Source organism: Staphylococcus sp. FSL W8-1270 (genome assembly GCF_038007165.1).
Classification (GTDB): Bacteria; Bacillota; Bacilli; order Staphylococcales; family Staphylococcaceae; genus Staphylococcus; species Staphylococcus hominis.
Genome location: NZ_JBBOWQ010000001.1, coordinates 1,944,806 through 1,959,183 on the forward strand (window position 1 = coordinate 1,944,806; position 14,378 = coordinate 1,959,183).

14 protein-coding genes are annotated in these 14,378 nt (G+C 29.8%); 1 reads left to right on the top strand and 13 read right to left on the bottom strand.

All coding sequences use genetic code 11. From position 1 onward, the window contains the following. Nucleotides 1-30: 30 nt before the first annotated feature. The 7 genes from NSU06_RS09690 to NSU06_RS09720 form a co-directional block, all read right to left on the bottom strand. Complete coding sequence (locus NSU06_RS09690; protein WP_017175997.1) at nt 31-1,035, bottom strand: inorganic phosphate transporter; 1,005 nt, start codon at nt 1,033-1,035, stop codon at nt 31-33. A gap of 14 nt (nt 1,036-1,049) precedes the next feature. After that, the gene (locus NSU06_RS09695; RefSeq protein ID WP_002449132.1) at nt 1,050-1,667 is read right to left on the bottom strand and encodes a DUF47 domain-containing protein; all 618 of its coding nucleotides are present in this window, start codon (nt 1,665-1,667) and stop codon (nt 1,050-1,052) included. A 261-nt stretch (nt 1,668-1,928) separates the two neighbouring features. Next, the gene (locus NSU06_RS09700; RefSeq protein ID WP_145428934.1) at nt 1,929-3,818 is read right to left on the bottom strand and encodes an FtsX-like permease family protein; all 1,890 of its coding nucleotides are present in this window, start codon (nt 3,816-3,818) and stop codon (nt 1,929-1,931) included. Continuing rightward, complete coding sequence (locus NSU06_RS09705) at nt 3,808-4,569, bottom strand: ABC transporter ATP-binding protein (RefSeq protein WP_017175999.1); 762 nt, start codon at nt 4,567-4,569, stop codon at nt 3,808-3,810. Before NSU06_RS09705 ends, NSU06_RS09700 begins: the two co-directional genes overlap by 11 nt. A 253-nt stretch (nt 4,570-4,822) precedes the next feature. After that, nucleotides 4,823-5,863 carry a sensor histidine kinase gene (locus NSU06_RS09710; RefSeq protein WP_048683078.1) on the bottom strand — a complete coding sequence of 347 codons (1,041 nt, stop codon included), beginning with the start codon at nt 5,861-5,863 and terminating at the stop codon, nt 4,823-4,825. Continuing rightward, nucleotides 5,856-6,530, bottom strand: a complete 675-nt coding sequence (gene graR / locus NSU06_RS09715; protein ID WP_017176001.1) for a response regulator transcription factor GraR/ApsR — start codon at nt 6,528-6,530, stop codon at nt 5,856-5,858. The genes NSU06_RS09710 and graR overlap by 8 nt, the downstream gene beginning before the upstream one ends. A 14-nt stretch (nt 6,531-6,544) precedes the next feature. Continuing rightward, on the bottom strand, nt 6,545-7,468 hold the full coding sequence (locus NSU06_RS09720; RefSeq protein ID WP_017176002.1) for an NAD(P)H-binding protein: 924 nt from the start codon (nt 7,466-7,468) through the stop codon (nt 6,545-6,547). A 93-nt stretch (nt 7,469-7,561) separates the two neighbouring features. Between NSU06_RS09720 and NSU06_RS09725 the strand changes: the two genes are divergently transcribed. Further along, nucleotides 7,562-8,068 (top strand): GNAT family N-acetyltransferase, encoded by a 507-nt coding sequence (locus NSU06_RS09725; RefSeq protein ID WP_150885320.1) that lies wholly within the window; start codon nt 7,562-7,564, stop codon nt 8,066-8,068. Between the two features lie 134 nt (nt 8,069-8,202). On the opposite strand, the gene NSU06_RS09730 is transcribed toward NSU06_RS09725, so the two are convergent. The 6 genes from NSU06_RS09730 to NSU06_RS09755 form a co-directional block, all read right to left on the bottom strand. Then, entirely contained in the window at nt 8,203-9,270 is a 1,068-nt protein-coding gene (locus tag NSU06_RS09730; protein ID WP_049415468.1) for a YkvI family membrane protein, read from the bottom strand. Nucleotides 9,271-9,538: 268 nt separating this feature from the next. After that, a complete protein-coding gene (locus NSU06_RS09735) occupies nt 9,539-10,042 on the bottom strand; it encodes a hypothetical protein (RefSeq protein ID WP_017176005.1) in 504 nt (167 codons plus the stop codon). Between the two features lie 115 nt (nt 10,043-10,157). Further along, on the bottom strand, nt 10,158-10,538 hold the full coding sequence (dhaM, locus tag NSU06_RS09740) for a dihydroxyacetone kinase phosphoryl donor subunit DhaM (RefSeq protein WP_017176006.1): 381 nt from the start codon (nt 10,536-10,538) through the stop codon (nt 10,158-10,160). Nucleotides 10,539-10,759: 221 nt separating this feature from the next. Next, entirely contained in the window at nt 10,760-11,551 is a 792-nt protein-coding gene (locus NSU06_RS09745) for an ABC transporter ATP-binding protein (RefSeq protein ID WP_017176007.1), read from the bottom strand. 185 nt (nt 11,552-11,736) lie between these two features. Beyond that, nucleotides 11,737-12,570, bottom strand: coding sequence for a YitT family protein (locus NSU06_RS09750; protein WP_017176008.1), 834 nt, complete (start codon nt 12,568-12,570; stop codon nt 11,737-11,739). A gap of 514 nt (nt 12,571-13,084) precedes the next feature. Beyond that, nucleotides 13,085-14,317 carry a NupC/NupG family nucleoside CNT transporter gene (locus NSU06_RS09755; protein WP_017176009.1) on the bottom strand — a complete coding sequence of 411 codons (1,233 nt, stop codon included), beginning with the start codon at nt 14,315-14,317 and terminating at the stop codon, nt 13,085-13,087. Nucleotides 14,318-14,378 lie beyond the last annotated feature (61 nt).

The following is a 14,378-nucleotide window of genomic DNA, read 5'->3' on the forward strand; positions in this document are numbered from 1 at the left end:
GTCTCAAGCTTATTTTGTGGTTATTTTACCTTAAAGAAAAATATTTAAAATCCAAAATATAATTGCTGCTAAAATAGCAGAAATTGGCAATGTAATAATCCATGTAATAATCATACGTTGAGCTGTATTCCACTTTACACCTTTTGCACGATTTGATGCACCTACACCTAAAATTGATGATGATACAACATGTGTTGTAGATAATGGAAAGTGTAATGATGAAGCAACGAAAATCGTTAATGCTGAAGATAAATCAGCAGCTGCCCCATTAGCAGGTCGTATTTTCATTATATTTCCGCCTACTGTTTTAATAATTTTCCAACCACCAATTGCAGTTCCTAGACCCATTGCTGTGGCACAAGCAATTTTAACCCATAATACTGGTTCCACATTCGATGGATCTTGTAAATTCGCTACAATCAAAGCAAGAGTAATAATACCCATTGATTTTTGAGCATCATTTGTACCATGTGAAAACGATTGAAGCGCTGCAGTAAACATTTGGAAAAAGCGGAAATTACGATTTGCTCTCGTAAGGTTCGCATTTTTAAAAATAATTTTAACAATTGTATACATGATAAAACCAACACAAAATGCGATAATTGGTGAAATAATTAATACAATGATAATCTTAGTAAAACCTTGGTAATGTAATACTGTAAACCCCTGTGCAGCTATTGCAGCTCCAGCAATAGCGCCGATTAAGGCATGAGATGAAGAACTTGGTATACCATATAACCAAGTAACCAAATTCCAAACAATAGCAGCGATAATAGCCGCTAATACTACTACTAGACCATTTTGTAATTTAAATGGATCTACGATATCTTTAGTAATTGTTCCAGCTACCCCTGTAAAAGTAAGTGCACCTATAAAGTTCATAATTGCCGCTAGAAGAATAGCTGTTCTTGGTGTCAATGCACGTGTAGAAACCGCAGTAGCAATTGCATTTGCTGTATCATGAAAGCCATTGATAAAGTCAAAGACTAAAGAAAATGCAACGATAGCTATAGTGATGACTAATACATATTCCATAATTTAAAACTCCCTTAGCTATTTTTCATGATAATTGTTTCAAAGTTGTTAGCAACAGCTTGACATTTATCAGCGATATTTTCTAAGCTTTCGTAAATATCTTTAATTTTAATTAAAGTGATTGGATCGGTTTCACTATTAAAGATATGTTTAATTGATTGTCTTAATATACCATCACAATTTGTTTCAAATTCTTTAATATTAATTGAATGAATTCTCATGTGAGATAATTTTTTATCAACAAGTAAACCAACTGCTAATTTCATTTCAGCGACAGCTTTTTGAATATTGTCAACAAATTCAGCCATATATTCATCAGTATATTCAATTGAATACATTTCAAACATTCCAGATGTTTCTTCCATTGCATCAAGTACATCATCGATTGCATTACACAATGATAGAATGTCTTCTCGTTCAATAGGAGTGATAAATGTTTGATTTAAGTCGCTAATGACTTTGTGCATAAGTTCGTCACCATGTGACTCGTACGTTTTAATGTTATCAGAATAAGCTTTTAAATCTAAATGGGTATTAAAATCCATTTTCCCGAATTCTACAGCTGCACGGTCCAGATTAAATACCATTTCTTCTAATTGAACCATAAACTTATCCTTTTTCTTAGTGAACATTATAATGCCTCCATTTTAGCGATTGCTATCAATCACACGTTTATTATTTAATTTAAGACAATTTAAAAATGAGCTACATTTACAATAGCTTATTTTAAAACATTATTTAGAAAGCTTTTGTAAAATTTATGTAAATATAATGTTATACCAGTTACGATACACTTCTACTTAACGCCTAAGTTGTCTCTAATTGAAAATATCATAAATTTTTCATCTCTACAATAAATTTACAAATTCTTTACAAACTCGAAATATTCTCTCTTAAATTGAGTGATTGATCGTTCGCTTAGAATGATTATAAGCAATAAATGCAAACATACTATATACGATTGTATAAATAATCATAACGATAAAAATGGACGTTTGATTTGTGAATCCTATAAATTTCATAAATACAAGTGCTGCAAAATATGCATGAAGTAAAGCAATAGCTAAAGGTAGTCCAAAGTTAAACGCCACTTTCAATTTTAGACCTCTATCCATATCTTTTTGAGTAAAACCTAATTTACGTAATATTGAATAATTTTCTAATTCATCTTCAGTTTCATCAATTTGTTTAATATAGATAATACATCCAGTTGCTATAAGAAATGCAATACCTAAAAAAGAACTTATAAATAATAAAATTCCTGTTAAACTTGAAATTTCGCTTGCTATCTGACTTCTAGTTTTTAAATTCTGATTCATGTGATTGATAGTCTTTTCTAATCTAGGTATATCTTTTGTATGTTTTAAATCAAAACCATGTTGAGAAATGATGTCCTTATTTTTAACATGTTGTTTTATAAATTGATAATCCTCGTTATTAAGCACGAGTGTCGGTCCACCTAAATCTATACTCTCTTTAAAATAAACTTTATGAATCACTTTTTGCAGTTGAACTTTAGTATGATGTCGTTTCGTACCAATCAGTGTTGTCCCGTGTGGTCGATGTTTAGTTAATTCAGGAATAACATCTTCTGGGATAATTAAATCTGCTTGTCCTTTTTTCAAAGAAACATTTGAAAAGTAATCTTCACTTGTTACAGTCACCGAATAAGGTCTAGCTGCATTTACATCAAATAGATAATCTTTATATAAATGCGTGTACACTACTTGCTTATAATTATAGTTATATGCAATATGCTGTTGCTCTAATTGATATTTTAACTTTTCAGACAAGATGTCGTTGTTCGTTGTTACTTCATAAGGTGATTCTAATGAAATTTCTTTACTTAAAGATCCTCGACTAATTGCTGCAAAACATAGGACCGATACGGTAATAGCAGAAATAATAGAAATGATTGTTAAAGAGAAAGCATTCTTTCTAATCCTAAACATTAATGAAGAAGTGAAAATAACATCATTTACAGTTACATTTCCACTTTTAAATGATTTAATTATTTTTAATATAAGAGACACTGAACTTCTGAAAAAGAAATAAGCTCCGATCACAGTTAAAAATAAAATAATAAAAGGTAATACGATATCATCTAATAATTCAACAAATCGTGTGGATAAATAATATCCTGCCAAAATGAAAACAATACCTAAAATTCCTAGAATAATTTCTCCAAATGTAATATGTTTACCTGTTTCATCTATATATTCTTCAGACTCCATTAATTGCGTAACAGAATATTTATTTAAGAAAATGATAGCTTGAAGAATAATTAAAATATATGCAATGATTAAAATAAATAAGGTTTGAATTATAGCGTCTACACTAAAAACAAGCGAAACCGAGGTATGTATACCTAATAATTTCAATATAATCATAAGTAAAATTTTAGACCCAACAATCCCTATTATCACACCTAAAACTGCAGTGATTAAGAAAATAAACAATTGTTCTAACATAAACATATAAATAATACTTACTTTATTTAACCCCATAATCTGTAATAGTCCCAATTCGTAACTTCGTCTTTTAATAAAAAGAATATTGGTATACATAATAAAGACAACGATGATTATAAATAGAAAATAACTTCCTATTTTAGAACCCTCTCTAATCATAGATAAAGACTCATGTATATGGAGATGATGAACATATTTAATCGTAATAAAACTAAAATATAAAACGGTACTAATGACTAATGAAAACATATAAATAGCATAGTGCTTGATATTTCTTAGGAAATTTCTCCAAATAATATAGCTAAAACTCATAAATCTTGCCACCTAATATACTTTGGGCTCTTAATATTTCTTCATAAAATAATTGTTTATTATCTTGTCCTTGATAAATTTCAGTAAATATTAAGCCATCTTTCAACATTACAACACGATTAGAAAAACTTGCTGCAAGTGGATCGTGTGTAACCATAATAATAGTTACATCATAGATTTTATTTATTTTTTCAAAACGTGTGAGTAAATCCCTAGTGTTCTTAGAGTCTAAAGCGCCTGTTGGTTCATCCGCAAAAATGATTTTAGGATATGTAATAAATGCACGCGCTGCAGATGTTCGTTGACGTTGTCCCCCTGAAATTTCAGACGGATATTTGTCACTAATATCATATATATTAAGCGCTTCAGTAATTTGTCTATAACGTTTATTCATTTCTTCCTTATTTAATTTAAGTACTGATAAAGGCAACATAATATTTTCTTTTACAGTAAGTGTGTGTAATAAATTATATTCTTGAAAAATAAATCCAATATCTTTTTTTCTAATTTCTGATAGTTCCTTATTTGATAACTTTTCCAATTGTTTTCCATTTAGTATTACAGATCCTTGTGATAAATAATCAATTGAACTTAAAACATTAAGTAATGTTGTTTTACCAGATCCAGAAGGTCCCATAATTGAAACAAACTCTCCAGTTTCAATATTTAAATCAATGCCTCTTAACACTTCTTGTATCGTTTGTTTTGTCCCATATGTTTTAACAATTTGCTTTGCTTGTAATATTGTCAATTTAGAATGTCCCTCACTATCATATATTTTAACGATTGAATGATATAGATGAACCTGAGACGTCACTATAAAGTCCCAGGTTTCACTCAATGTTCTACTCACTTATTACACTAAAATGATATTTCCATAAGCTTAATTTATGTATTTACTTTAAATATTATATAAGTTTTAGTCCAAACTTTTTATAGTAAAGTCCAATATCTCCTTGCGATAAAGCGAACAATTGCACTTATATACTATTTTAACAACGTCTTTATGATAGACTTAATTTCTCTTGTGACATTCTTTCTATGACTTCGTTTTGCATAGGGAACGTTAAAATAAATGTTGTTCCTTCACCCACCGTCGACTCGACCTCTACTTCAATACCTAATGGATGTCTTACACTTTCTACTAAGTATAAACCAATTCCAGAAGAAGTTGTTTCATTACGATTTGCGGTAGAAGTATAGCCTCTTTCAAAAATACGTGGTAAATCTTTAGCACTAATCCCACGCCCATAATCAGTAATTTCTAAAGCGATATGGTCTTTTTTAGCAAACGACCGAATCACAATATCTTTTCCTTGAGAATATTTCAAAGAATTAGATAAAATCTGTCTAATCATCATGCGACACCATTTTACATCTGTAAATACTTCTGGATTCGTGTCAAATTCTAATTCATAGCCAATACCTTTAACTTGACTGATATGCCGCGTAAGTTGAATTTCTTCGATCACTAAACGTTTTAATGGTACTTTTTCGAAATACATATCTCTATTTTTAGATTCAAGACGTGTTAAATAAAGTTGCTTATCTAATAATTCATTCACTCTTGACCATTCATAAAGTAAGGCTTTCTTACGTTCCATATCTTCAACTTGATCAATTAATAATTTCATTGCTGTAACAGGTGTTTTAATATCGTGAACAAATTCAGTTAACGATTGTTCAGACGCTTGTATATGAATTTGTTGTTCAGTAGCTCTTTCTTTTTGAAACAATAATTTACGATATAAATAGTCCACCATTTCCTGTTGAAATGGATTCTCAGCTAATTCTTTATGTTTAATTTCTTCGATTTCCTTATTATTATAAAAATGTTGATATAATTTTACTTCTCTTAAAAAAGTAAAAATAAGAAATATACAAGTTAAACCTATATTTAATAAGACAATGTACGCTACACTTTCAATTGCCATATCATAGTCTATATATGCCATCCCTAAAAACACAAACTGCAAAAATATAATCCAAAATATCCAATTACTTCGTGTTTTAAGAAATAGCCAAAACCATTTCACATTACTCATGTGCCATATATCCTTTACCTACTTTTGTTTCAATTTCTGTTTCCATATCGATCTCAGATAATTTTTTTCGTAATCGATTTACATTGACTGTTAATGTGTTATCACTCACAAACGCTTCATCATCCCATAACGCTGTAATTAATGTATCTCTAGTCACAATTTGATTTTGTTTTTGAATTAACATTTCTAAAATAATCATTTCAGTTTTAGATAAATAAATGATTTTATCGCCTTTTTGAATACTATCTTTTGAAAGATCTACTAGTGCATCTTGCCAATTTAATGTACGTCTTTCTTCTGCGCCAAATTGATATACGCGTCGATAAATTGCTTGTAACTTCGCAATTAGTACGTTGGTATGAAAAGGCTTTTGCATATAATCATCTGCACCTAATTCCATACTCATCACTTGATCCATAGGATTATCACGTGACGATAAAAATAAAATAGGCACATTAGATACTTGTCTAATTTGACGACACCAATAGAATCCGTCATATTTAGGTAATTGCACATCCATTATAACGATTTCTGGTTGAACATTATGATATGTTTCCATTACGTTACTAAAATCATTGACACCATAAACAAAAAAATCCCAATTTTCTAATTCTTTCTTTAGTTGTTGAAAAAGCGTCTGATCATCTTCTACTAATAATATTTGCATGTGTTTTCATCCTATCACTTTGTATATTTCATTTTTTCTCCTGATTGCACACGTCCATTGAAATGCCTAATACGACAATCAATTTCAAACCCTCTCATAATTAAACCTTGTACGGGAGCTTGAAAAAAATAATAGAGTGGCCATAACAATTTAGGAATATAATCATATAGTTGAACAATTACTAAACGCGTTCCTTTAATTTGACGAAATTCCAATTTTCCTTGTTTTTTAGAACGTTTTTTTATAATTGAACCGCCTACTAAATTAAATGTAATTAAACTATTATCATTTACTTCTTTCTTCATTACTAATAGAGGCTTAAACTCATTACGAGTATATATTATATATCGATTTTCTATATATTTCGTGTGTAAAAATGTACCACGTGTATCATTCAGCCATTTAAAAAAATAAGCGACTAATTGTTCTAAAGACCATTTCCTAGGTAATATCATTCTTAATGCTGTCCGTATATCATTATATTTAGACACTTGTAACTCAACATTAATATGAGAGCGTTTGATATAGGTCTCAGTCGTTTCTACAGGAACACCATAGTTTTTTAAACATTGTATTGTCTCATTATCAAAGCGACTACCGCTTACGTACAAAATTTTATTTATTTTTTGTTGTGCTGCTGCTCTTGCAAAATTATCGGCTGCAATGAGATTTAAATCACGTGCAGTTGCTTGAGTAAGCTTGGCAGAATTTTTATTAGGATCTAAATAAAATACTGCAATATTCATACCTGACATTGCTGATTTAACATCTTCATAATTATAAATATCTTTTTTTAGCCATTTTATATTATGATTAAACTCTTTTTTTGTATTTGGATATTTAGATAAAGCAAACAAATTTGCATCATTTTCTATCGCACTGCTAATATTCTTACCTATATAACCACTACCACCCGCTAATAATACATTAGGTTTCATTATTCTGTTACTCCTTTTTAAAATTCTAAATATGTATATTTTTTAAATAATTGGTATAATATATGTTATATTACTATCTCAGGAGGAAGCCGAATGGCTCATATTATTCGTGAAATTAGTATAAAAGATACTGAAGCTTTGACAACATTATTAACTAAAATATATGATGAATCTGATTATACACTTTATAATCCTGGAGAATTTAACCCTAGTGTTTCTTCTATTAGTAATCTTCTAGAGCGTGTTATCACTTCTCCGAGAAATACCATATATGTAGCTGAAGAAGATGATCAACTCGTTGGATGTATATTCGTCACTACTGAAAAATACGAACGTACACAACACGAAGCAATCATTACACTTGGTATTACTAAATTTTATCAAAAAAAAGGTATTGGACTTGCTTTAATTAATGCTGTTGAAGCTTGGGCTCTTAACCATAATATTAAACGTCTTCAAGCTTCAGTCGTTCCTGAAAATACACACGCACTCATGCTACTTAAAGGCGCTGGATTTAATATTGAAGGCGAACTTAAAAATAAATTACTGATCAACAATCAATATTTTAATAAATATATTATGGCTAAATTACTACTTTAATTACAATATGTATTATACGCTACGTTCAAAATGCAAAAAAGCAATTCGTGTTAATTACACGAATTGCTTTAGACTGTCTATGAGTTATTTAACTTTGTAGGCAGTTTTTTTATGGATTATTTATTTTATCAATTTTAAGCAATGTGGTCTTTGTTATCACTTTTACGTAAATAATATTTAATAAGCACTGCTACCACAATAAATAATCCAACTACGCCCATAATGTTATATAAGAAGTTGATTAAATCTGCAAAACCAACAAAACTTAAAATAAAGGCTGCAATCATCATAATAACAATAAATATATGATATTTTTTACTGTATGGCTCAGTGAAACGTGCAGCAAACGAATAAGTCAATCCTAAAATAGTATTATACATTACTGCTAACATAATCACTGTTAAAACTAATCCAAGCCATGGATGAATTTCGTTCGCCAATTTTAAAGTTGGAATTTGTTCATTTTTAATTTGTGAATATTCTGATTGTAGTGCAAAGTTAATCAATGCAAGTAAAACAGTATACACTACACCGCCAAATAAAGCACCGGCACCAGATACTTGACGTTTAGATGCATCTCCACCAATCGCCACAACCGTACTAAATCCTACAGCAAAAGCTAATCCACCGTACATTAACCCTCTAATAATACCTAAGAATAAACTTGGATGATCTACTGTACTATTAACTTTACTGATAGGGATACTTCCAGCGAATAGATAATATATAGCAATAAGAACTACCATGACAATTAAGAATGGTGTAACGACCCCTAACGCTCTTACAATCTTATTAAAGTCTAATAATAGTGTTAAATAAATAACGACCGTCATAATTAACGCGCCAAGCCATGTAGGTATACCAAAGCTCTCTTCGAACGTTGCGCCTGAACCTGCAATCATCGTTACAGCAATCCCAAATAAGAAAAAGACTAGAATATAATCAAAGATTTTACTAAATTTTTGACCAAATAAATATTGTAATGTTGATTCATGGTTTGTTGCTTCAAAAGCCGTTCCAATTTTAGCGACTTGTCGCCCTATAAATCCTAAAATTAATCCTGATATTAACACGCCTATATATGACCATAAACCATAAGGCGTGAAGAATTGCATTACTTCTTGCCCTGTAGAGAATCCTGCGCCTACTACAATCCCCACATAAGCAAAACCTATTTTTATAGATTCTTTATTCAACCCCATGTATTGATTAACCTCCTTATTTTTGACACATTCAAAATTATAACGTACTAATAATAATATGCAACAGTGCATAAACGTTGTGAGACAACGCTTATCGCTTCTAAATACTAGTGTTAATACCCTTACAAACAATTTAAAAAATTTAATATTTTTAATAATTTGTCACAAAAAATTATATTTGAGTTACTAAGTAAAATATTATTAAAAAAGAGTTAGATAAAATGAATAACTATGGTTATTCATTATCTAACTCTCTTATTTCACTATATTATTTTGAACTTCCAAATTTCTTTAATTCATCAAAATTTACTATAACATTATCCATGCGTTTAGCTGAATCTTTTAACACATTTCTTGCTACATGATTATTAGGATCTAATTTTAAAATTTGTTTAGCTACTTTAAACGCTTCAGAATCTGAAATAATTGGATCAGGTATAGCATATAATAATAGCATTTGAAGCAAACTTTTTATTTCTTTACCATTTGTTAACTGAATAGAAGCATCTGCATGATAATATGCCGCTTCTAAAGCACCTTCCACTTCACTCAAAGGATAGACTAATAATAAAAATGCTAAATCATGTAATTCTGCTGTTTCATTAGCCTTCATCATATCTAATATACAAGTATAAAACATAATGTTTTCTTGTTCATGAGCACAGGATATATATACTTCTTCGAATTCCATAAAATCAATATTGGACATTATATTTTTAATTTCTTCAAATTTACCGTTCAGAACGTAAAATTTAATATCTTCTTGTAGCATAATGTCCACCTACTTTCATCATCAATATCATGCTATTTATTTTACCATATTCATTTTGGATAATCATTTTATAACCTTTTTTTTATATAAAAAAAACATCAAAATTTATCATTACTTATTTAAATGCTGTAGACTTAAATGAAGAACGATTCACTTCTTGAATCGCTTCATTAGCAGTTTTACCAACACTTAAAGACATTGCTGCTGTAAAACTTCCTTCTACAATGGGTGCATTTACTTTGTAAATATGATACTTACCTTTATACATATCAATTGCTAAATCGATATTCATTTCTGATGATCCTAAATCATAAAAACATAATGCATCATCATCTAACTGATTAATCAATTGTTCAATATCATCATATGAAGTTCCAATTTCACCATTTACTCCACCATAAGCAATCACATTTATGTCATTTGTCATTTTATTTAATAAATTTTTAGTTCCCTTAGCTATTTCTTCACTATGACTAATAATAACTATAGTTGTCATCATTTCAACTCCAGTCAATCAATTAAATAACGAATTTGATTTTTTATTAAAGTGAACCTTAATCAACGTGTGTTTTCATTATAAAATAACTTATCTGAAAGCGCGAATATTTGTGTATTAGACAAAATATTAGTCATTGACTGCCTATACATTAAAAATGACTGAGATAGGTATCCAACATCATAATAATTGTAGCTATATTGCTGAAGTTATAATCAATCTTATCTTTTTTCAAGTAAATTGTAAGTGACTAAAAGTGGTTTCCCTGTTCTAGGATCTTTTCCTAATACTGCATCTATATTAAACACACTTTCTAATATCTCTTTAGATAATACTTGGTCAGTAGGTCCATTATCTATAATGTGTCCTTCTTTCATGATTAACAAATAATCCGAAAATCGAATTGCCTGATTGATATCATGTAAGACCATAACGATCGTACACCCTAATTCTTTATTCAAATGTTGCACCAATTCTAAAATTTCTAACTGATGAGAAATATCTAAGTACGTTGTAGGTTCATCAAGAAAAATAATATCTGTTTTTTGTGCTAAAGCCATTGCTATCCATACACGTTGTCTTTGTCCCCCACTTAAATCATTAATCGATTGATGACGAAATTCTGTAATGCCTGTTACGTTTAATGACCATTCAATTTCATCTTTATCTTTTTTAGATAATCGTCCAAATCCTTTTTGATGAGGAAAACGTCCATATGAAACGAGTTCTTCAACTGTTATACTGTCAGTCACTGTTGGAGTTTGAGGTAAAATTGCAATTTTTTTAGCTACTTCTTTTGTAGATTGATGTTGAATGTTTTGATTATCAAGTAATACTTCTCCTTTTTTCACTTCAATCAGTCTTGAGAGTGCTTTCAATAATGTAGATTTCCCACAACCATTCGGTCCAATAATTGATGTGACTTTACCATCACGTATTTGAACATCTAATTCTTTTATAATTGTCGTATTTCTATATCCTATATCTACTTGAGATGCATTTAAACGATTCATATATAGGCCCTACCTTTGTACAAAAAATATTTACGACATCTATTGATAATCGTTCTCAATTAATTATTGCTATTATACCATTTATACACATTTTTGACTATTCTTTTTACTATGAGACGATTATAAAAAATAACCCTAAAAATCTGAGATATACATAAAACGCCTCAAATTTTTAGGGCCCTTTTTTATTCATCGATTAAAAAACCATTTCCATAAACATCACGCACGTCATGAATAACCAAGAAAGCATTCTTATCTATTTTTTTTATAATTCGTTTGGCACGAGTTACTTGAGTTTTAGCTACAACAACATACAAAACGTCTTTTTCTTCTCTACTATAATAACCATGTCCATTCAATATAGTAAGGCCTCTACCAACTTGTTCATCAATAGCCTTAGCTACCTCTTCAGGTTTGCTAGAAATAATTGTCATTGCTTTTTTTGTATTAAGTCCTTCTATAACATAATCCATTACTTTCGTGCCTATATAAAGTGAAATCACAGTTACCAATGCTTTACTTAACGGTAGTACTGTTAAAGAAATGGCTACTACGATTAAATCAAAAAATAATAATGCGTATGCTGTACTAACATCTAAGTATTTATTAGCTATTCTTGCTAATATTGTTGTTCCAGCTGTAGTGCCACCTGCTAAAACGATTATTCCAATACCTAGTCCAACACTTGTGCCGCCAAATACTGCATTGATGATGACATTACCTGTTTCTACGTGCCATGATTCTGTAAGACTTAAGAAAACAGAAATAAGTACAGTAGCAATAATTGTTAATATCGTACTTTTTTTACTTAAAAATTTATACCCAATAACAATCAATATTGCATTAGCAACGAAGTTAGTGAGCGCTGGTGAAATATGAAAAGCGTAATATAATACAATAGCAATACCTGTGACGCCACCTTCACCTAAATTACCTGATATAATAAATGCATTGACTCCTGCTGAAAAGATAAAAGAGCCTAGTATAACTAAAAGTATATTTTTTATATTTTTGTTCAAAAACACTCACTCCTTTTACGACTATAACGATTAAAATGTTAGCATAGTCTCATCATTCCCTACAATATGCTTTTTAAAAATAAATGTATTAATAAATTTTAATTATCTTAAAATATAAAGATTTAATTTAAATAAGATACATATTCATCTTTAAATCTAATGTACTAATAAAAAATACGTGGAAATTTTCTGAATTTTTCGTTTACTTATAAATATTAGTTTGCTATACTATGTATAACTTCTTAATTACAAGAAGTTATCTCCTTTGTGTTGTTTATAGTAACAAAACAAATTTTGCTCGAAGTACTGTGACAGTACCTAGTCCTTACCGTTACAAGTACATTAATATTCATTTCCCATAAAAACCAAGTATATAAAGTGTCTCCTCACTTTGCATGCTTGGTTTTTATCATGCAATAAAATGAATAATAAAAATAGGAGTGACATAGAATTCTTTTCGAATTCAATGTTCACTCCTAATGGTTGACTATAAAATGATTTAAATTTTAATACCTTACCATGCAAATAAACCAACAAATGCTGCAGTAAGTAGTGAAACTAAAATACCTGATAATAACATCATCGGTACATATTTTGAAACAAAATCTGATGTTTTCTTATCAACTATACCCTTTAATGTACCAACAATCATCCCAATTGTAGAGAAGTTTGCAAATGAAACTAAGAATGTTGATATCACTGCACGACGATGTGCGCTATATGTGTCAATTACTTTTGTAATTTCACCCATAACTACAAATTCGTTTGTAACGATTTTTTTGGACATCTGTTGTGCCACTATCCATGCCTCACCCCATGGTAAGCCAAGCAATAAAGCAAATGGATACATAAAGACGCCTAAGATTTGGTTTAAACCAAAACTACCTTTCATACCCATCCAACTGCCTACTAATCCAGTAATCAAATTAATAAAACGATCTAAAAAATCAGCCAACGCGACAAAACTAATAACAAAAGCGATAATAATTAATACTAATTTACCTGCATTTAATACTGAATCTCCTAAAAATGAGAAGAAAGGTTGACGTTCAATTTTTTCATCATTATTAATGCTATAGATAATATCTTCTTTTTCTTCAACAGTAACAGGATTTAAAATAGAAGCGACAATAATTGCATTAATAATATTTAAAGGAATCGCCGTTAACACTAATTCACCAGGAATCATTTGAACATAGGCACCTACAATAGCTCCAGAAATAGAACTCATTGACATCATTGCAACTGTTAATACACGCATTTCGTTCATACGCTTAAGTTGTTCATTAGAGACTGCAAGCGCCTCTGTATTTCCTAAAAACATCATTTCGATACCAAAGAATGATTCAAATTTAGGTTGACGTGTAATTTTCGCAAGTACAAAACCAATTCCTCCAATAATTTTAGGAAGAATATTAAAATACATAAGAATATCAAATAGTGGAACAACTAATAAAATTGGAAATAATGCACTCACTGCCATATCCATTTGTTTACCACTTGTAAAACTACTGAATGCAAAACCTGTTCCAGTATGAGCTGATTGAATAACCCAAGCAATGGCAGCTGCTAAACCTTCAACAATCGATCTTCCAATTTGGAAATATACAAAGAACCATGCTAAGAATACATTTAAAAGAACTAAGATTAATATAGACTTCCATTGAATATGTTTGCGATCTCTAGAAAATAAAACTGCTATTCCTAAAAACACAAGTAATCCAATGATATTTATTAGTAAAAACATAAGACACCTACCCACATTTTAAAATTAATATGTATCACATTACCCTTAAATAGAACCGTAC